Origin of the sequence: Burkholderia sp. DN3021 (genome assembly GCF_049805555.1) — a bacterium.
GTDB lineage: Bacteria > Pseudomonadota > Gammaproteobacteria > Burkholderiales > Burkholderiaceae > Burkholderia > Burkholderia pyrrocinia_C.
In genome coordinates, this window is record NZ_JBNCAB010000028.1 from 48,066 (window position 1) to 66,279 (window position 18,214).

Below are 18,214 nucleotides of genomic sequence, written 5' to 3' on the forward strand. Positions count from 1 at the left end.
ATGCCTCCTTCGACGCTGACACCCGCGCGCGCAGCCGGCACCGGATCGACCGCACGCGCGGCCCGGGCCGGTGCTGCTCGTACCGGCGCGCCGCGCTGGCTCGTGCCGGCCAAGGTGCTGGTTTTCGCGGCCGGCCTCTATCCGCTTGCGCGTCTCGTGCTGTTCGGGCTGACTGACCGGCTCGGCGCGAACCCGATCGAATTCATCACGCGTTCGACCGGCCTGTGGACGCTCGTGATGCTGTGCATCACGCTGGCCGTCACGCCGCTGCGGCGCATGACGGGCTTCGCGACGCTGCTGCGCTTTCGCCGGATGATCGGGCTGTTCGCGTTCTTTTACGCGACGCTGCATTTCACGACCTACCTGTGGTTCGACAAGTGGTTCGACGTCGTCGCGATCCTGAAGGACGTCGGCAAGCGCCCGTTCATCACGGTCGGCTTTGCCGCGTTCATGCTGCTGATCCCGCTCGCCGCGACGTCGCCGCGCGCGATGGTGCGCCGGCTCGGCCGCCACTGGGCGACGCTGCACTGCGCGATCTACGCGATCGCGCTGTTCGGCGTGCTGCACTTCTGGTGGATGAAAGCCGGCAAGCACGATCTCGCGCAGCCGAAGCTTTACGCGGCGATCGTCGCCGCGCTGCTCGGCTGGCGGCTGGCCGCATGGGGATGGCGGCGCGTGCGCACGTGACGGCACGGCCTGCAAAAACAAAAGGCGATGACCGGGAAGTCATCGCCTTGTTTCGCGAGCTGCGCGGGCGCCGTCGCGTCGTTACTGCGCGACGGCCGAGCCCGACGCCGGTGCGGGCATTTTCGATGCGTCGCTCGACAGTTCGGGCGTCAGCATGAGCGGCGTGCCGGACGAATCGGGCACACTGTCGGATGACGCGTTTTCATCGGTCGGCTTCACGTCCGACGGCGGCGTGTCCTGCTGCTGGATCGGCTTGGGCAGCGGAGGCACGGTAGGCAGATAGAGCGGGCCGCTTTGACCGCAGCCGGCAAGAATCGCCAAAGCCGCTACAATCGCGCTCATCCGGAAAACGACTCGCATGATCGTCCCTGAACAATTGAACCGATAGAGTTTAGCATGTCCGATACCGAATACCTGACCCGTGCCGAGGCCGTGCTGACGGCCGTCGAGCGTACCGTCGACACCGCGAACGACGGCGACCACGACATCGATCTGGAGCGCAACGGCAGCGTCCTGACGCTGACGTTCGAGAATGGCTCGAAGATCATCGTCAACCTGCAGCCGCCGATGAAGGAAGTGTGGATCGCCGCGAAGGCGGGCGGATTCCACTACCGTTTCGTTGATGGCGAATGGCGCGATACGCGCACGGGCACCGAGTTCTACGCGGCGCTCACCGAATACGCGACGCAGCAGGCCGGCCTGCCGATCACGTTCAGCGCGTGACGGCCGGGGCGCCGGGCCCCGAATGTCGTACCAAAAGAAAAAGCGCCCCGCAGTTCATTCACGGGGCGCTTTTTTCACGTCCGGGGCCGCGGGTCAGTGGCCGCGGAACAGGTTCATGATGTCCTGCTTTTCCTGCTCGTCGACGTGGGGCGCCGGCGCCGCTTCGTCGACGTTCTGCGCGGCCGGCGCCTGCGGCACACCGACCGTCGACACGAAACCGTGCCCCGGCGTGAAGTCGGTGAAGTACAGCTCGCTGCCGAGCGACTCGACGCCGTCCGGCATCGTCGGCTTGAACTCCGGTACGCCCTTCAGCGCCGCGCCCATGTAGTCGATCCAGACGGGCAGCGACAGGCCGCCGCCGGTTTCGCGATCGCCGAGGCTGCGCGGGTTGTCGTAGCCGATCCACGCGATCGCGGCGAGCGTGTGCTGGTAGCCGGCGAACCACGCGTCGTGCGAATCGTTCGTCGTGCCGGTCTTGCCCGCGAGGTCGGTGCGCTTCAGGATGTTGGTCCGCGCGCCCGTGCCGCGCTGCGCGACGCTCTGCAGCAGGCTGTTCATCACGTATGCGTTGCGCGCGTCGATCGCGCGCGGCGCGTTCTGCTCGGCGACGAGCGGTTGCGCGCGTGCGACGATCGCGCCGTTCGGATCGGTGACTTCGGCGATCAGGTACGGATTGACGCGGTAGCCGCCGTTCGCGAAGACCGAGTACGCGCCGGCCATCTGCAGCGGCGTGACCTGGCCCGCGCCGAGCGCCATCGGCAGGTAGGCCGGATGGCGCTCGGCGTCGAAGCCGAAGCGCGTGATGTACTGCTGCGCGTACTTCGTGCCGATGTGGTTCAGGATCCGGATCGACACGAGGTTGCGCGAGCGCTGCAGCGCGGTGCGCATCGACATCGGGCCTTCGAAGCCGCCGCCGTAGTTCTTCGGCTCCCACGGCTGCCCGCCCGTTTCGGCGGCGCTGAAATACAGCGGGCCATCGTTGATCACGGTTGCCGGCCCGAGGCCCTTGTCGAGCGACGCCGAGTAGATGAACGGCTTGAACGAAGAACCCGGCTGCCGCCATGCCTGCGTGACATGGTTGAACTTGTTCTTGTTGTAGTCGAAGCCGCCGACGAGCGAGCGGATCGCGCCGTCCTGCGGGATGATCGACAGGAACGCGCCTTCGACCTGCGGCAACTGCGTGATCGACCATTTGCCGGTGTCGTTCTTCACGACGCGGACGATCGCACCGGGGCGGATGCGGCGGTTCGGCTGCGCGTTGGTCGACAGCGCGCCCGACGCGAAGCGCAGGTTGTCGCCTTCGATCGTCGCAGTGCTGCCGTCGATGAACGCGACCGTGATCTGGCGCGGGCTCGCGGCCGTGACGACCGCGGCTATCAGTTCGCCGTTGTCGGGGTGCTCGAGCAGCGCGTCGTCGATCGCCTGTTCGCGGTCGTCCGCACCGGCCGGCAGCTCGATGAAGCCTTCCGGCCCGCGATAACCGTGCCGACGCTCGTAATCCATGATGCCCTTGCGCAGCGCGGTATACGCGACCTGCTGGTCCGCGGAATCGATCGTCGTGACGACGTTGAAGCCGCGCGTGTAGGTTTCCTCGCGGTACTGCGCGTACATCATCTGTCTGACCATTTCCGCGACGTACTCGGCGTGCACGCTGAAATCGCGGCCCGGGCCCTTGACGACGAGCGGCTGCGCGACGGCCTCGTCGTACTGCTCGCGCGTGATGAAGTTCAGCTCGAGCATCCGCTGCAGGATGTATTCCTGGCGCACCTTCGCGCGCTTCGGGTTCACGACTGGGTTATACGCGGACGGCGCCTTCGGCAGCCCCGCGAGCATCGCCGCCTCCGCGAGCGTGATGTCCTTCAGGTCCTTGCCGAAATAGACCCGCGCGGCGCTCGCGAAGCCGTACGCGCGCTGGCCGAGATAGATCTGATTCATGTAGACCTCGAGAATCTGATCCTTCGTCAGCGCGCGCTCGATCCGGTACGCGAGCAGCATCTCGTAGATCTTGCGCGTGTAGGTCTTCTCGCTCGACAGGAAGAAGTTGCGCGCGACCTGCATCGTGATCGTGCTCGCGCCCTGCGATGCATGACCGTTCGTCAGCGCGACGAAGCCGGCGCGGATGATGCCGGTGAGGTCGACGCCGCCGTGATCGTAGAAGCGTGCGTCCTCGATCGCGAGGATCGCCTTCTTCAGCGAGTCGGGCACGTCCCTGAAATGGACGACGTCGCGGCGCTCTTCGCCGAATTCGCCGATCAGCACGTGATCGGACGTATAGATGCGCAGCGGCACCTTCGGGCGATAGTCGGTCAGCGCGTCGAGCGACGGCATGTTCGGCCACGCGACGACGAGCGCATAGCCGAGCACGAGGCCGCCGGCCACGACGAGGGCCATGCACATCGCGGCGAAGCCGAGCAGGACTTTTTGCCACCAGGGACGCTTCTTCGGCTCCGGGGCGGGAGGCGGGGACGTAGGAGTCGTGGATTGCATAGGCATACCGGAAAACAGTCTCGCGATTATAGCTGCCCGGTAAGACCGGTCCTGACACGGGGGCTGCCCGCCGGAAAGCCGCGGGTTGCCGTGTCTTCAGCATAGCCCGCGCACGGCTGTTCCGAGCCGATGCTGGCCGTTCGGGCGCCCGTCGGCCGCACGCGCCGCTTTGCAGAATCAGGTCTCGGAAACGCGGCATGGGCCGCGACGATCGCGGGAGGCCGGGATGGCGGGACGATGGATGGCGCGGTTCGCGCAGGGCAGGCACGGGGCGACGGGAATCGACGTCGGGGCGGACGAGGTGAGGGTGGTTGCGCTGAGCCGGCGCGCCCGTGCTGCCGATGTGCGCGTCGAGGGGCTCGAGCGGGAGCCGGTCGGGTTGGCGGGCGGGCCGGAAGACGCGCGCTGGGCGGCGGTTGCGCGCTCGCTGGCGGCGGCCGTGTCGCGGCTGGCGGCGGCGGGAGTGAGGTGCGAGGCGTGCGGCGTGATGGCGCTGTGCGATGAAGAGATCCGTACCGCGACGCTCGACCTGGCCGGGCGTGACGACGTCGAGGATGCCGCGCGTCAGGCGGCCGAGCGCATTTCGGGGCTGGCGCCGGACAGCCTCGCGTTCGACTGGCGGCAGGATGGCGGCGCGCAGTCTGGCGAGATCGAGGTCGCGGTGGCCCCGCTGGCGCTGCTCGAACGGCGGATCGACGTGGCCGCCCAGGCCGGTGTCGACCTGACGGCCGTCGACGGCGAGTCGGCGGCCGCGCTGCGCGCGTTGCGTTATGCGGCGCAGTTCGAACTCGACGCGCACGATCCCTATGCCGCGCTCTGGTTCAGCGACTCGGGCGTGCAAGCGTGGCGGGTCGACGGTGCGCTGGCCGCGCAGGTGCTCGCGCTGTCAGGCGGGGTGCCGGAGGCGTTCTCCGACGCATTGCGCCAGCGCGTGCTCGGGGCCGTGCGTTGCGTACTCGTGGCCGGGGACGAGCGGTGCATCGCCCGCTTCGGGACGTCCGTCGCCGATATCGGCGACGTGCTCGGCGCGGTTGCGGTGCCGTTCGACTGCACGGGCTGGGATGGGCAGCCGTGCCCGCCCGCCGGCATGCCGGGCGGCCCTGCATTCGCCGTCGCGTTCGGGCTGGCGTTGCGCGGGGTGTGGGAATGATGACCGGTCGCATGCCGGCACGCGCGTCCGGGCTGGCTGCGGTCGATCGTGCGGGGCTCGGCGGTTTCAACCTGCTGCCGTACCGCGAGCGGCTGGCGCAGGCGTTGCGACGTCGCCGGGCCGCGCAGTGCGGGGCGGCAATCCTGCTCGGCGTGCTCGGCGCCGGTCTGTGGACGGGCGCTGCCGCATGGCTACGGTGGCGCGCGGACGCCGAGCGCGTAAGCGTGGAGACGCGGCTGCGGCAGTTGCAGCCGCGGGTGGAAGTTGCGACGCGCACCGCCAGTGCAGCAGCCGCCGCCGCTCGGCGCGGCGCGCGGGCAGCCGAGCTCGCCGCGCCTTACCGGCGCGTCGCAGCGCTGCTGGCGACGCTGGCGCAGGTGCGAGACGACGCGGTTCGGCTCGACACGCTGCGCACGACACCGACGGGTGCCGAGCTCGATGTGCGCGCCACGAGTTACCGGGCGGCCGAGCGATGGCTCGCCGGGATGGCGCGCGAGCAGCGGGACTGGCGGATCGATATCGACGCGTTGAAGCCTGCTTCGGATGCACCGGTCGCGTCGGCGGGGATGCCGTTCCGGTTCTCGGTCCAACTGTATTGGCGCGATGCGATGTCGTCGCGAAGCACATCGGGAAGCGGCGCATGACGGCGATCGTGCATCGGCCTGCGCCGCGCGGCGAAGCATGGCTGCGCGGCATGCGGCGCGTGTCGCCCGAGGCTGCACATACGGCCGGCTGCGCGCTGGCGTTCGCAGCCGTGCTGGCGGGCGGCATTCATCTGGCGAATGCCGCCGACTGGAGCGGGCTCGCGCACAGTCGCACGTTGCTGGCAGCGGCGCAGGTGCGGGAGGCCGATGCGCAGCGCGTGCTTGCGGCCGCCGGGCAACGGCGCGACGCAGGTCCGGCACCAGCGCGCGATGACCGCTTGTCGCCTGCGCCGGAATGGGGTGCGCTGATGCTCGAACTGGCCGATCTCGCAGCGTCGAGCGGGCTGCGTCGCGTAACGATCGAACCGCAGCAAGCCGGCGGCGCGGCGTCGGACGGCCGGCGCACGGTGCGTATCGTCGCGGATGGCGGCTTTCGCGCGTTGTTGCACATGGTCGGCGGGCTGGCAGGCTTTCCGGTGCTGGCAGTGCCGTCGGTGCTGCGTGTCGAGCGAGGATTGCAAGCTGCACGCGTGGAAATGTCCGTCGACGTTTTTCCGGCGCTGCCGGCTGCAACGGGCGTTGGCGGCACGGCGGCGGTTCCGGCAGCGGCGCTCGACGAGGACCCGTTCGACACGGCTGGCTTGTCCGCAGCGGATGGTCAGGCTGCCCGCCTGGCCGGCACGATTCGCGACGCGCGCGCCGGTCTCGCGCTGGTCGACGGCGGCGACGGCACGTTCACCGCCGTGGCGCCCGGCGAAGCGCTCGGGGCTGCGCGCGTGGTGCGTGTCGAGCCCGCGGCCGTGACGCTCGCGACGGCGGACGGGGCGCACCGGCTCGTCCTCGATGACGGAGGCCGGCCATGATGAAGTACGGATGTCGGGCACTCGCCGTCGTCTGGGCCGGATTGACGGCGGCCGGGGCAAGCGCGTCATTGCCACCGCTGCCGGCCGTCTGGCCAGCAGCGGCGATGGATGCGCAGGTGCCGGGCCTGCCGCCGCCCGGAGGCTTGGCCGATGGCGTGGATGATGCCGTGTCGGCGGAGGTCGGCCCGCAACGGTTCGATCACGCGGCTCACGCGGCGCGTCAGGCAGAAACCGCCGCTTCGGCTCCCCGGCTGGAGGGGCCGCCGATCCCGTTGGCGCCGCCGGCCCGGATGAGCGACGACGCGGCACGGCAACCGGGCGATGCGAACGACGCGCGTCGAATCTCGCTGAATCTGCAGGGCGTAGGTCTCGCAGCTGCATTCGACGCGTTCGCCCGGTTCACGGGGCTCAATATCGTCGTCGGCGAGCAGGTGCGCGGCACCGTCACGTTACGTCTGAACAATGTTCGCTGGCGCGATGCATTCGACACGCTGCTCGACACGCACGGGCTCGCGATGTCACGGCGCGGCAACGTGATATGGGTCACGCCGGCGGCCGAACTGGCCGCGCGCGAACGCGAGCGCTTCGAGATGCACGCGCGGGCCGCCGATCTGGAGCCGCTCGCGAGCCGTACGTTCGCGCTGCACTACCCGCGTGCGCAGGACGTGCAACGGCTGCTGGCCGGCGCGACCGGCCAGCGCCTGCTGTCGAAGCGCGGCGCCGCGGCGGCCGATCCGCGCACGAACCTGTTGTTCGTCACCGATCTCGAACCGCGTATCGCGCAGATCGCGGGCCTGATCGACGCGATCGACCGGCCATCGCGGCAGGTCCGGATCGAGGCGCGCATCGTCGAGGGCGAACAGGGCTTCTCGCGCAACCTCGGCGCACGCGTCGCGCTGCGTGCGCAGGGGCGCCCCCCGTCGGGCGACGGCACCACGTTCACGGCGGACGCGCGCAACGCGCTCGACCTTGCCGCGCGGCCGCTCGGCGGCTTCGAGGCGGCAACCGCCGGCTTCACGCTGTTCGCCGCGCCGCTCAGCCGCGTACTCGACATCGAACTGAACGCACTCGAAGCGCAGGGGCGGGGACAGATCGTTTCGCGTCCGCGCGTGGTGACCGCCGATCGCGTCAAGGCTATCGTCGAGCAGGGTTCGGAGCTGCCGTACCAGGCGAAGATCGGCAACGGCGTGAGCGGCGTGCAGTTCCGCCGCGCGACGCTCAAGCTCGAGGTCGAGCCGCAGATCACGCCCGACGGGCGCGTGGTGCTCGACCTGGACGTGACGAAGGACAGCGTCGGCGAGCCGACGGCGGCCGGCCCGGCTATCCATACGAAGCACGTGCAGACGCGCGTCGAGGTCGAGGACGGCGGGACGGTCGCGATCGGCGGGATCTACGAGCAGCTGCGCCGGAACGATGTGACGCGCGTGCCGCTCTTGGGCAAAATACCGATTCTGGGCGCGCTTTTCCGGCACCGCGCGCAGCGCGACCAGCGCAGCGAACTGGTCGTCTTCATCACGCCGACCATCGTCGATGCGCGCTGCGATGCGCGCGGCGCGGCTGGCGCGGATCACGACAAAACGGGGCCGGAAGCCGCCGGCGCAGGCTCGACAAGGCAGCCGCTTTGCCAGTAAGCTGCGCCACACACCAGCAAGATTGAAGCAGAGGAAGCCGTTGCAAGCGCGGGACCCACATGCAAACGTATTTTTCGTCGGCCTTATGGGAGCGGGTAAGACCACCGTGGGCCGTGCGGTCGCGCGTCGTCTCGACAGGACGTTCTTCGACTCCGACCACGAAATCGAGGCCCGCACGGGCGCGCGCATTCCGGTGATCTTCGAGCTGGAGGGCGAGACCGGGTTTCGCGATCGCGAAACACAGGTAATCGCCGAGCTCACGCAGCGCGAGAACATCGTGCTCGCGACGGGCGGCGGCGCGGTGCTGCGCCCGGAAAATCGCGACTGCCTGAAAAGCAGTGGCATCGTCGTCTATCTGCGTGCCAATCCGCACGATCTGTGGCTGCGCACGCGCAAGGACAAGAACCGCCCGCTGCTGCAGACCGAGGATCCGAAGGGGCGCCTCGAAGCGCTCTACGAAGTGCGCGACCCGCTGTACCGCGAATGCGCGGATTTCGTCATCGAGACCGGCCGTCCGTCGGTCAACGGTCTCGTCAACATGGTGCTGATGCAACTCGAACTGGCGGGCGTCATCGCCAAGCCGCTACAAGCATGATTACTGTCAACGTCGATCTGGGCGACCGCGCCTATCCGATTCATATTGGCGCCGGCCTGATCGGCCGCGCGGAGCTGTTCGCGCCTCACATCAAGGGTTCGTCCGTCACGATCGTCACGAACACGACGGTCGATCCGCTTTACGGCGACACGCTGCGCGCGGCGCTCGCGCCGCTTGGCAAGCATGTGTCGACGGTCGTGCTGCCGGACGGCGAGGCGTACAAGAACTGGGAAACGCTGAACCTGATCTTCGACGGCTTGCTGACCGGGCGCGCGGATCGCAAGACGACGCTCGTCGCGCTCGGCGGCGGCGTGGTCGGCGACATGACGGGCTTTGCCGCCGCGTGCTACATGCGCGGCGTGCCGTTCATCCAGGTACCGACGACGCTGCTGTCGCAGGTCGATTCGTCGGTCGGCGGCAAGACGGGCATCAACCACCCGCTCGGCAAGAACATGATCGGCGCGTTCTACCAGCCGCAGGCCGTGATCGCGGACATCGGCGCGCTGGCGACGCTGCCCGATCGCGAACTGGCGGCCGGTGTCGCCGAGATCATCAAGACCGGCGCGATCGCCGATGCGGAATTCTTCGACTGGATCGAGGCGAACGTCGACGCGCTGAACCGTCGCGAGCCGGCAGCGCTCGCGCACGCCGTGAAGCGCTCGTGCGAGATCAAGGCGAGCGTGGTCGCGGCCGACGAGCGCGAAGGCGGCCTGCGCGCGATCCTGAACTTCGGCCACACGTTCGGCCATGCAATCGAGGCCGGCCTTGGCTACGGCGAATGGCTGCACGGCGAGGCGGTCGGCTGCGGGATGGTGATGGCGGGCGACCTGTCGGTGCGGCTCGGCCTGCTCGACGAAGCGTCGCGGCAGCGGCTCGACGCGGTGATCGCGGCCGCGCACCTGCCGACCCGCGGGCCCGCGCTCGGCGACGCGCGCTACATGGATTTGATGCGCGTCGACAAGAAGGCCGAGGCCGGCGCGATCAAGTTCATCCTGCTGAAGCGATTCGGCGATACGCTGATCACGCAGGCGCCGGACGAAGCCGTATTCGCTACACTGGCGCAGACAACCCGGTAACGGCGGCCCGGATGCCCCGGCGCCCCTGACATGGAGGAGACGTGAGCGAGACATCCAGCAGCACACTGCCCGAAGCCGGCCGCGCATCCGCTGCGCCGGTGGCCGAGCCGCCGACGCTGGCGGCGCTGGAAGCCCATCTCGCTCCGTATGCCGCACACGCGTCGCAGTCGCGCGGCCGCCGCCATCCGGAAACGCCGCCGGCGGCGCGCACCGAATTCCAGCGCGACCGCGACCGCATCGTCCATTCGACCGCGTTTCGCCGGCTTGAATACAAGACGCAGGTCTTCGTCAATCACGAAGGCGACCTGTTCCGCACGCGCCTCACGCACAGCCTCGAAGTCGCGCAGATCGCGCGCTCGGTCGCGCGCAACCTGCGCCTGAACGAGGATCTCGTCGAAGCGATCTCGCTCGCGCACGATCTTGGCCATACGCCGTTCGGCCATGCCGGCCAGGACGCGCTGAATGCGTGCATGCGCGAGCACGGCGGCTTCGAGCACAACCTGCAGAGCCTTGCCGTCGTCGACGAGCTCGAGGAACACTACGGCGCGTTCAACGGGCTGAACCTGTGCTTCGAGACGCGCGAAGGCATTCTGAAGCACTGCTCGCGCGAGAATGCGCGCAAGCTCGGCGCGCTCGGCGAGCGCTTCCTGCAGGGCCGCCAGCCGTCGCTCGAAGCGCAGCTCGCGAACATCGCGGACGAAATTGCCTACAACAACCACGATGTCGACGACGGCCTGCGTTCCGGCCTGATCACGATCGAGCAGCTCGCGGAAGTCGAGCTGTGGCAGCGCCACTACGAGGAGGCGCTCGCCGAATTCCCGCACCTCGAAGGCCGCCGCCTCGTGCACGAGACGGTGCGCCGCATCATCAACACGCTGATCGTCGACCTGATCGACGAGACGACGCGCAATCTCGCGCGCGTGGCGCCCGCGTCGCTCGACGACGTGCGCGCCGCGCCGCCGCTCGTGTCGCACAGCGCGACGGTCGCCGCGCAGGCGGCCGCCCTCAAGCGTTTCCTCTTCAAGAACCTGTATCGCCACTACAAGGTGATGCGCATGGCGAGCAAGGCGCAGCGCGTCGTCACGGGGCTGTTCGACGCGTTCATCGACGATCCGCGCCTGCTGCCGCCGCCGTACCAGTCGGACGACGCAACGCAGCAACCGCGTCTCGTCGCGCACTACATCGCCGGAATGACCGACCGCTTCGCGCTGAAGGAATATCAGCGCCTGTTCGTCGTCAACGACAACTGACTGTCACAAACGATCACTAGACTTCGCCGGTTCAATGGCGACGGGAATGTTGCACACGCTGTTGGTAACGTTTTCATAGGAGAGAGGTCGATGAAGAAGAAGCCTGCGGGGACCATGGTTCGTTCGATCGCGCTCGGCGGCGCGCTGATGTTCGGTGTGCAGCACGTGGCGCTCGCCGCGACGGAGATCCAGTTCTGGCATGCGATGGAGGCCGCGCTCGGCGAGCGGGTCAACGCGATTGCCGAGCAGTTCAACGCGTCGCAGAGCGACTACAAGATCGTGCCGGTCTTCAAGGGCACCTACGACCAGGCGCTCGCGGCCGGCATCGCCGCCTATCGCAGCGGCAACGCGCCGGCGATCCTCCAGGTCTATGAAGTCGGCACGGCCACGATGATGCAGGCGAAGAAGGCCGTCGTGCCCGTCTACGACGTGTTCAAGCAGGCCGGCGTGCCGCTCGACGAAAAGGCGTTCGTGCCGACCATCTCGAGCTACTACAGCGACGCGAAGACGGGCCATCTCGTGTCGATGCCGTTCAACAGCTCGACGCCGGTGCTGTACTACAACAAGGATGCGTTCAAGAAGGCCGGGCTCGACCCGAACCAGCCGCCGAAGACGTGGGACGACGTGAAGGCCGATGCCGAGAAGCTGCGCAAGTCGGGGATGGCGTGCGGCTTCACGACCGGCTGGCAGGGCTGGATCCAGCTCGAGAACTACAGTGCATGGCACGGGCTGCCGTTCGCGAGCCGCAACAACGGCTTCGACGGCGCCGACGCTGTGCTCGAGTTCAACAAGCCGCAGCAGATCGCGCACGTCGCGTTCCTGCAGCAGATGGCGAAGGACGGCACGTTCACGTACGCGGGCCGCAAGGACGAAGCATCGGCGAAGTTCTACAGCGGCGACTGCGGGATCATGACGACGTCGTCGGGCGCGCTCGCGAACGTGCAGAAATTCGCGAAGTTCAGCTACGGCACGGGCATGATGCCGTACGACGCGAACGTGAAGGGCGCGCCGCAGAATGCGATCATCGGCGGCGCGAGCCTGTGGGTGCTGGCCGGCAAGGATCCGGCGACCTACAAGGGCGTCGCGAAATTCCTCGCGTACCTGGCATCGCCGGCCGTCGCCGCGAAGTGGCACCAGGACACGGGCTACCTGCCGGTCACGACGGCCGCGTACGACCTCACGCGCCAGCAGGGCTTCTACGCGAAGAACCCGAGCGCCGAAACCGCGATCAAGCAGATGCTGAACAAGCCGCCGCTGCCGTACACGAAGGGGCTGCGTCTGGGCAACATGCCGCAGATCCGCACGATCGTCGACGAGGAGTTCGAACAGGTCTGGGCGCAGAAGAAGTCGCCGAAGGACGCGCTCGATTCGGCGGCCTCGCGCGGCGACGAGTTGCTGCGCCGCTTCGAGAAGTCGGGCGGCTGAGCACGCATCGCTTCGTGCCGCCGGCCGCGCCGCGCATGCGCGCGTGCGGTCCGGCGGCGCGGTTTCTTTTCCGTTTCGCCTGACCGGATCTCCGCGATGCAATCCCGTTCCCGCTTCGGTACGAGCCTGGTGCCGTACCTGCTGATCGCGCCGCAGCTCGCGATCACCGCCGTGTTCTTCCTGTGGCCGGCCGGTGTCGCGCTTTGGCAGTCGACGCAGATGCAGGACGCGTTCGGCACGTCGAGCGAATTCGTCGGCTTCGCGAACTTCACGCGCCTGTTCGCCGATCCGCTGTACCTCGATTCATTTCGCACGACGCTCGTGTTCAGCTCGCTCGTCACGGTGAGCGGGCTCGTCGTGTCGCTGCTGCTCGCCGCGTGCGCCGACCGCGTGACCCGCGGCGCGCGCGCATATCGCACGCTGCTGATCTGGCCGTACGCGGTCGCACCGACGATCGCGGCCGTGCTGTGGGCGTTCCTGTTCAACCCGAGCATCGGGCTCATCACATATGCGCTCGCGAAGGGCGGCATCGTGTGGAACCACGCGCTGAACGGCGGGCAGGCGATGTTCCTCGTCGTGCTCGCGTCGGTGTGGAAGCAGGTGAGCTACAACTTCCTGTTCTTCTACGCGGGCCTGCAGGCGATCCCGCGCTCGCTGATCGAGGCGGCGGCGATCGACGGCGCGGGGCCGGTGCGGCGTTTCTTCCACATCGTGCTGCCGCTGCTGTCGCCGACGAGTTTCTTCCTGCTGGTCGTGAACCTCGTCTATGCGTTCTTCGACACGTTCCCGGTGATCGACGCGGCCACCGGCGGCGGTCCGGCGCAGAGCACGAAGACGCTGATCTACAAGATCTTCGCGGAGGGCTTCCAGGGGCTCGACATCGGCAGTTCGGGCGCACAGTCGGTCGTGCTGATGATCATCGTCGTCGGGCTCACGGTGATCCAGTTCCGCTTCGTCGAACGCAGGGTGCAATACGCATGATCGAAAATCGCAAGGGCTTCGACCTGTTCTGCCACGCGGTGCTGGTCGCGGGCGTCGTGCTGATCGTGTTTCCTGTCTACGTCGCGTTCTGCGCGGCGACGATGAATGCGCAGGAAGTGTTCACGGTGCCGCTGTCGCTCGTGCCAAGCACGCACCTGTTCGAGAACATCGCGTACATCTGGTGGCACGGCAGCGGCGGTACGACGGCGCCGTTCGGCCGGCTGCTCGTGAACAGCTTCGCGATGGCGCTCGGCATCGCGGTCGGCAAGATCGCGATGTCGATCCTGTCCGCGTACGCGATCGTCTATTTCCGCTTCCCGTTTCGCAACACGGCGTTCTGGCTGATCTTCGTCACGCTGATGCTGCCGGTGGAAGTGCGGATCTTCCCGACCGTGCAGGTCGTGTCGACGCTGCACCTGACGAACACCTACGCGGGGCTAACGCTGCCGCTGATCGCATCGGCGACCGCGACGTTCCTGTTCCGCCAGTTCTTCATGACGCTGCCCGACGAGCTGATGGACGCCGCGCGCATCGACGGCGCGGGCGCGCTGCGCTTCTTCTGGGACGTCGTGCTGCCGCTGTCGAAGACGAGCATCGCGTCGCTGTTCGTGATCACGTTCATCTACGGCTGGAATCAGTATCTGTGGCCGATCCTGATCACGACGGAGGCGTCGCTGTCGACGGCGGTGGTGGGCATCAAGACGATGATCGCGAGCGGCGACGCCGCGACCGAATGGCAATACGTGATGGCGGCGACGCTGATGGCGATGATGCCGCCGCTCGTCGTCGTGCTGGCGATGCAGCGCTGGTTCGTGCGCGGCCTCGTCGATTCCGAGAAATGAATGACGGACGGCAACCGGGAGAAAGACCAAGTATGGCTGCGCTGAGCTTGAAGGGCGTCAGGAAATCCTACGACGGCAAGCAGCACGTGCTGCATGGCATCGACGTGGAGATCGCGGACGGCGAATTCATCGTGCTGGTCGGCCCGTCGGGCTGCGGCAAATCGACGTTGCTGCGGATGATCGCGGGGCTCGAGAGCGTGACGGACGGTGAGATCGCGATCGGCGACCGGGTCGTCAACGCGCTGGAGCCGAAGGATCGCGACATCGCGATGGTGTTCCAGAACTATGCGCTGTACCCGCACATGACGGTCGCGCAGAACATGGGCTACGGGCTGAAGATCCGCGGGATCGAGCGTGCGGCGATCGACTCGCGGGTGGCCGCGGCCGCGAAGATCCTCGAGCTCGAGCCGCTGCTCGCGCGGCGGCCGCGCGAGCTGTCGGGCGGCCAGCGGCAGCGCGTCGCGATGGGGCGCGCGATCGTGCGCGAGCCGTCGGTATTCCTGTTCGACGAACCGTTGTCGAACCTCGACGCGAAGCTGCGCGTGCAGATGCGGCTCGAGATCCAGCGGCTGCATGCGCGGCTCGCGACGACGAGCGTCTACGTGACGCACGACCAGATCGAGGCGATGACGCTCGCGCAGCGCGTGATCGTGATGAATCGCGGTTACGCGGAGCAGATCGGTGCACCGGTCGACGTGTACGAGAAGCCGGCGACGGTGTTCGTCGCGGGCTTCATCGGTTCGCCCGCGATGAACCTGATGCATGGCCGGCTGTCGGACGACGGCGCGACCTTCTCGGTCGCGGGCGGCGGCCCCGCGCTGCCGGTCGCCGGCGCGCCCGGTATCGGCGCGGCGATCGCCACCGGGCGCGACTGGGTGCTCGGCGTGCGCCCCGAACACATGACGCCTCAGCCGGGCGTCGCGCAGGCGACGCTGCCCGTCGACTCGTGCGAGCTGCTCGGCGCGGACAATCTCGCGCACGGCCGCTGGGGCAATCACGACGTCGCGGTGCGCCTGCCGCACGCGGACCGTCCCGCGCGCGGCACGGCGCTGGCGGCCGCGCTGCCCGCGCACCGGCTGCATTTCTTCGATCCCGAAACCGGCAAGCGCGCCGGCTGAACCTGCTGCATTTGCCGAGAAACCGACGATGATTTCCCGTACCGACTGGCCTTATCCGCGCGTCGTCGCCCATCGCGGCGGCGGCACGCTCGCGCCGGAGAACACGCTCGCCGCGCTCGACGAGGGGGCGCGACGCGGTCACCGGATGGTCGAGTTCGACGCGAAGCTGTCGGCCGACGACGTAACGTTCCTGCTGCACGACGACACGGTCGATCGAACCTCGAACGGCCAGGGGGCGGCGGCGGGCATGCGTTATCAGGCGCTGGCCGCGCTCGACGCGGGCGCATGGCTCGACGCGCGCTTCGCGGGCGAGCGGATGCCGACGCTCGAGGCGGCGGCGGCGCGCTGTATCGCCCACGGCCTGGCCGCGAATGTCGAGATCAAGCCGTGCCCCGGGCGCGAGCGCGAGACAGGGCAGCGCGTGGCGGCCGATGCGGCCGCGTACTGGCGCGATGCCGCGGTGCCGCCGCTGCTGTCGTCGTTCTCGTTCGATGCGCTGCAGCAGGCGCGCGCGACCGTGCCGGCGCTGCCGTGCGGGATGCTTTACGAGGCCGTGCCGGACGACTGGCATGCGCAGGTCGTCGGCGCGCTCGGCTGCATATCGTTGCATGCAGACCACAAACGGCTCGACGAACCGCTCGTGCGCGCGATCAAGGCGGCCGGGCTGCGCATCCTGGCGTACACGGTGAACGACCTCGAACGGGCGCGCGAGCTCGCGCGCTGGGGCGTCGACGCGGTCTGCACGGACCGGATCGACCTGATCGCCCCCGATGCGCTGGATGACATCGCGTAGCGGCCGGTCCCGCGCGACGGTGGGTGCGGGAAGACCCTGAGACAAAAAAACGACGCCCCGGCGGGAATCCCGCCGGGGCGTTTTGCATCGTGGAGACGTTACGTCACGAAAATTCCGCTACAAATTGCAGCAGGATTAACCATTCCCCAAATATTCGACTACGCTTAGAAGCGGTAGCCGACGTTCAGGTACGTGACGATCGGGTTGAGCGAGATCTTCGCTTTCGACGTTTCGGTCAGGGTGCCGACCGGCGTCCGGCGGGCCGTCGTGAAGGTCGCGGTCACGCTGACCGGGATGTATGAGAGCGACAGGCCCGCGAACCAGTGTTTCGTGAAGTTGTACGTGAAGCCGGCGTTGAACACGGGCGCCCACTGGTTGCTGGTCGTCGCGCTGGTCGGGCCGCCGAGCACGCCGTTCTCGAACGTGCCGTTCGTGATCTTTGCGCCGGTGAACCAGACATACGTCGCGCCGACGCCGACATACGGACGGAACTTCGCGTTGGCGTCGTTGAAGTGGTAGCGAAGCAATACGGCGGGGCTCCACTGATACGCACGGCCGAGTACGCCGAACTTTTCGAACTGACCCTTGCCGGTAATGTCGAACTTCGGCGGTATCCCCATAACGAGCTCGGTGGAGATGTGGTCGGTGACGAAGTAGCCAGTTGCGAGTCCAAGCGTGTCGGCGTCGTTGATGCCGGCGCCCGTGTTGGGAATCGATTGGTTGATGGGCGTGCCGCCAACGCGGTACACGAACAGCGGGTCGCTGCTGTCCTGCGGCGACAGGTGCAGCCAGCCGGTGCTGACGTAGAAATCACCTGCGGATTGTGCATGTGCCGTACCGCCCGCAAACGTGAATGCGAGCGCTGCGGCCCCCGTAATGGCCAGTTTTCGTTTCATTGTGTCTCCTCCGATCAAAGGCGTGCTCATTATGACGACTGCGTTTAAAACCAAACAAGCTCGTAAGTTAGAGTTTTCACCCTAGGATTAGCACGACCGTACGTATCCGCGCACCGACAGGACGGGCATTCTACGCAGGTGTGCATTTTCGGACCTCCGGGTATTTCCTAACGCGTTCAAACGGACATTCAGCATGGCACGGCTAGCACGACTCTACGTTCCCGACCAGCCGCAGCACGTGATACTGCGCGGCCTGGATCAGCAACCCGCGTTCGTCGACGACCAGGACTACGAACTCTTCATCGATTGCCTGAAGGCCGCCGCGCGCGATCATCACCTGTCGGTGCATGCCTATGTGCTGCTGCCGCGCCAGGTGCAACTCCTCGTGACGCCGAGCGACGAGGCGAGCCTGCCGAAAGCGATGCAGGCCGTCGGTCGCCGCTACGTCGCGCATTTCAACCGGCGCTATTCGCGGCGCGGCACCCTGTGGGAAGGCCGCTATCGCGCGACCGTGATCGAAGGCGAGCGCTATTTCCTGCTCGCGAGCCGCGTGGTCGAGATGAGCCCGGTGCGCTCGCAACTCGTCGCGACGCCCGAAGCCTATCGCTGGTCGAGCTACCGGCATCACGTCGGGCTCACCGTCGACAGCCTGATCACCGACCATCCGCTCTACTGGGCGCTCGGCAACACGCCGTTCGACCGCCAGCGTGCGTACAAGGAGCTGTGCGAGCAGCCGCTCGACGAGCGGCAGGCCGACCAGTTGCAGCAGGCGACGCTGAAGGGCTGGGTGCTCGGCGGCGAGAACTACCGCGAGTGGGCGGCGCGCACCGCGAACCGGCGCGTGTCGCCGCTGCCGCGTGGACGCCCCAGAAAGGTGCGTGAGAACACGCCGCCGATCCAGCAATAACGCGGGAACGGCGGCCGGGAAGCGGCGCTGCGGGCGCCGCTTCTTTTTGCACCAAAACGATACGACCCTAATAAAACAGCACCAGATCGAAGCATCCATTTAATTGGGGTTCGATCAAACGGTTTTTGTTGCTATTCCTTTGATTC

The 18,214-nt window shown here is 67.6% G+C and carries 18 protein-coding genes; 15 read left to right on the forward strand and 3 right to left on the reverse strand.

Going from position 1 to position 18,214, the window contains the following annotated elements:
- Positions 1-687 carry a protein-methionine-sulfoxide reductase heme-binding subunit MsrQ gene (gene msrQ / locus ACPUER_RS16210; protein WP_175963247.1) on the forward strand — a complete coding sequence of 229 codons (687 nt, stop codon included), beginning with the start codon at positions 1-3 and terminating at the stop codon, positions 685-687.
- A gap of 81 nt (positions 688-768) precedes the next feature.
- On the opposite strand, the gene lptM is transcribed toward msrQ, so the two are convergent.
- Positions 769-1,047 carry an LPS translocon maturation chaperone LptM gene (gene lptM, locus ACPUER_RS16215; RefSeq protein ID WP_175963246.1) on the reverse strand — a complete coding sequence of 93 codons (279 nt, stop codon included), beginning with the start codon at positions 1,045-1,047 and terminating at the stop codon, positions 769-771.
- Positions 1,048-1,083: 36 nt separating this feature from the next.
- On the opposite strand from lptM, the gene cyaY reads away from it, so the two are divergent.
- Entirely contained in the window at positions 1,084-1,410 is a 327-nt protein-coding gene (gene cyaY / locus ACPUER_RS16220; RefSeq protein WP_047899594.1) for an iron donor protein CyaY, read from the forward strand.
- A 93-nt stretch (positions 1,411-1,503) separates the two neighbouring features.
- Here the strand turns inward: cyaY and ACPUER_RS16225 are convergent, their stop codons facing one another.
- Positions 1,504-3,897, reverse strand: coding sequence for a penicillin-binding protein 1A (locus tag ACPUER_RS16225; protein WP_175963245.1), 2,394 nt, complete (start codon positions 3,895-3,897; stop codon positions 1,504-1,506).
- 226 nt (positions 3,898-4,123) lie between these two features.
- On the opposite strand from ACPUER_RS16225, the gene ACPUER_RS16230 reads away from it, so the two are divergent.
- The 12 genes from ACPUER_RS16230 (at position 4,124) to ugpQ (ending at position 16,265) form a co-directional block, all read left to right on the forward strand.
- Positions 4,124-5,047, forward strand: a complete 924-nt coding sequence (locus tag ACPUER_RS16230; RefSeq protein WP_175963244.1) for a competence protein ComA — start codon at positions 4,124-4,126, stop codon at positions 5,045-5,047.
- 11 nt (positions 5,048-5,058) lie between these two features.
- On the forward strand, positions 5,059-5,691 hold the full coding sequence (locus ACPUER_RS16235) for a fimbrial protein (protein ID WP_425131568.1): 633 nt from the start codon (positions 5,059-5,061) through the stop codon (positions 5,689-5,691).
- Positions 5,688-6,554 carry a pilus assembly protein gene (locus ACPUER_RS16240; protein WP_425131569.1) on the forward strand — a complete coding sequence of 289 codons (867 nt, stop codon included), beginning with the start codon at positions 5,688-5,690 and terminating at the stop codon, positions 6,552-6,554. The genes ACPUER_RS16235 and ACPUER_RS16240 overlap by 4 nt, the downstream gene beginning before the upstream one ends.
- Positions 6,551-8,185 carry a type IV pilus secretin PilQ gene (locus ACPUER_RS16245; RefSeq protein WP_175963242.1) on the forward strand — a complete coding sequence of 545 codons (1,635 nt, stop codon included), beginning with the start codon at positions 6,551-6,553 and terminating at the stop codon, positions 8,183-8,185. Before ACPUER_RS16240 ends, ACPUER_RS16245 begins: the two co-directional genes overlap by 4 nt.
- Before the next feature lie 40 nt (positions 8,186-8,225).
- The gene (gene aroK, locus ACPUER_RS16250; protein ID WP_175963255.1) at positions 8,226-8,780 is read left to right on the forward strand and encodes a shikimate kinase AroK; all 555 of its coding nucleotides are present in this window, start codon (positions 8,226-8,228) and stop codon (positions 8,778-8,780) included.
- Positions 8,777-9,856 (forward strand): 3-dehydroquinate synthase, encoded by a 1,080-nt coding sequence (aroB, locus tag ACPUER_RS16255; protein ID WP_310142000.1) that lies wholly within the window; start codon positions 8,777-8,779, stop codon positions 9,854-9,856. Before aroK ends, aroB begins: the two co-directional genes overlap by 4 nt.
- 41 nt (positions 9,857-9,897) lie before the next feature.
- On the forward strand, positions 9,898-11,106 hold the full coding sequence (locus ACPUER_RS16260; RefSeq protein ID WP_425131570.1) for a deoxyguanosinetriphosphate triphosphohydrolase: 1,209 nt from the start codon (positions 9,898-9,900) through the stop codon (positions 11,104-11,106).
- A 90-nt stretch (positions 11,107-11,196) separates the two neighbouring features.
- A complete protein-coding gene (gene ugpB / locus ACPUER_RS16265; RefSeq protein ID WP_425131571.1) occupies positions 11,197-12,531 on the forward strand; it encodes a sn-glycerol-3-phosphate ABC transporter substrate-binding protein UgpB in 1,335 nt (444 codons plus the stop codon).
- A 96-nt stretch (positions 12,532-12,627) separates the two neighbouring features.
- Complete coding sequence (ugpA, locus tag ACPUER_RS16270) at positions 12,628-13,512, forward strand: sn-glycerol-3-phosphate ABC transporter permease UgpA (protein ID WP_175963238.1); 885 nt, start codon at positions 12,628-12,630, stop codon at positions 13,510-13,512.
- On the forward strand, positions 13,509-14,354 hold the full coding sequence (ugpE, locus tag ACPUER_RS16275; protein WP_425131572.1) for a sn-glycerol-3-phosphate ABC transporter permease UgpE: 846 nt from the start codon (positions 13,509-13,511) through the stop codon (positions 14,352-14,354). Before ugpA ends, ugpE begins: the two co-directional genes overlap by 4 nt.
- Before the next feature lie 32 nt (positions 14,355-14,386).
- Positions 14,387-15,472, forward strand: coding sequence for a sn-glycerol-3-phosphate import ATP-binding protein UgpC (locus ACPUER_RS16280; protein WP_310141994.1), 1,086 nt, complete (start codon positions 14,387-14,389; stop codon positions 15,470-15,472).
- A 28-nt stretch (positions 15,473-15,500) separates the two neighbouring features.
- Positions 15,501-16,265 (forward strand): glycerophosphodiester phosphodiesterase, encoded by a 765-nt coding sequence (gene ugpQ, locus ACPUER_RS16285; RefSeq protein ID WP_425131573.1) that lies wholly within the window; start codon positions 15,501-15,503, stop codon positions 16,263-16,265.
- Positions 16,266-16,429: 164 nt separating this feature from the next.
- On the opposite strand, the gene ACPUER_RS16290 is transcribed toward ugpQ, so the two are convergent.
- Positions 16,430-17,161, reverse strand: a complete 732-nt coding sequence (locus ACPUER_RS16290) for an OmpW/AlkL family protein (protein ID WP_175963234.1) — start codon at positions 17,159-17,161, stop codon at positions 16,430-16,432.
- A gap of 193 nt (positions 17,162-17,354) precedes the next feature.
- On the opposite strand from ACPUER_RS16290, the gene ACPUER_RS16295 reads away from it, so the two are divergent.
- A complete protein-coding gene (locus tag ACPUER_RS16295) occupies positions 17,355-18,068 on the forward strand; it encodes a transposase (protein WP_027783329.1) in 714 nt (237 codons plus the stop codon).
- Positions 18,069-18,214: the final 146 nt, after the last annotated feature.

Excerpts from the sequence above, each read along its gene's own strand:
- msrQ (WP_175963247.1), top strand. The coding sequence starts at position 1 with ATGCCTCCTTCGACGCTGACACCCGCGCGCGCAGCCGGCACCGGATCG.
- lptM (WP_175963246.1), bottom strand. The coding sequence starts at position 1,047 with ATGCGAGTCGTTTTCCGGATGAGCGCGATTGTAGCGGCTTTGGCGATT.
- cyaY (WP_047899594.1), top strand. The coding sequence starts at position 1,084 with ATGTCCGATACCGAATACCTGACCCGTGCCGAGGCCGTGCTGACGGCC.
- ACPUER_RS16225 (WP_175963245.1), bottom strand. The coding sequence starts at position 3,897 with ATGCAATCCACGACTCCTACGTCCCCGCCTCCCGCCCCGGAGCCGAAG.
- ACPUER_RS16230 (WP_175963244.1), top strand. The coding sequence starts at position 4,124 with ATGGCGGGACGATGGATGGCGCGGTTCGCGCAGGGCAGGCACGGGGCG.
- ACPUER_RS16235 (WP_425131568.1), top strand. The coding sequence starts at position 5,059 with ATGCCGGCACGCGCGTCCGGGCTGGCTGCGGTCGATCGTGCGGGGCTC.
- ACPUER_RS16240 (WP_425131569.1), top strand. The coding sequence starts at position 5,688 with ATGACGGCGATCGTGCATCGGCCTGCGCCGCGCGGCGAAGCATGGCTG.
- ACPUER_RS16245 (WP_175963242.1), top strand. The coding sequence starts at position 6,551 with ATGATGAAGTACGGATGTCGGGCACTCGCCGTCGTCTGGGCCGGATTG.
- aroB (WP_310142000.1), top strand. The coding sequence starts at position 8,777 with ATGATTACTGTCAACGTCGATCTGGGCGACCGCGCCTATCCGATTCAT.
- ugpB (WP_425131571.1), top strand. The coding sequence starts at position 11,197 with ATGAAGAAGAAGCCTGCGGGGACCATGGTTCGTTCGATCGCGCTCGGC.
- ugpA (WP_175963238.1), top strand. The coding sequence starts at position 12,628 with ATGCAATCCCGTTCCCGCTTCGGTACGAGCCTGGTGCCGTACCTGCTG.
- ugpE (WP_425131572.1), top strand. The coding sequence starts at position 13,509 with ATGATCGAAAATCGCAAGGGCTTCGACCTGTTCTGCCACGCGGTGCTG.
- ACPUER_RS16280 (WP_310141994.1), top strand. The coding sequence starts at position 14,387 with ATGGCTGCGCTGAGCTTGAAGGGCGTCAGGAAATCCTACGACGGCAAG.
- ugpQ (WP_425131573.1), top strand. The coding sequence starts at position 15,501 with ATGATTTCCCGTACCGACTGGCCTTATCCGCGCGTCGTCGCCCATCGC.
- ACPUER_RS16290 (WP_175963234.1), bottom strand. The coding sequence starts at position 17,161 with ATGAAACGAAAACTGGCCATTACGGGGGCCGCAGCGCTCGCATTCACG.
- ACPUER_RS16295 (WP_027783329.1), top strand. The coding sequence starts at position 17,355 with ATGGCACGGCTAGCACGACTCTACGTTCCCGACCAGCCGCAGCACGTG.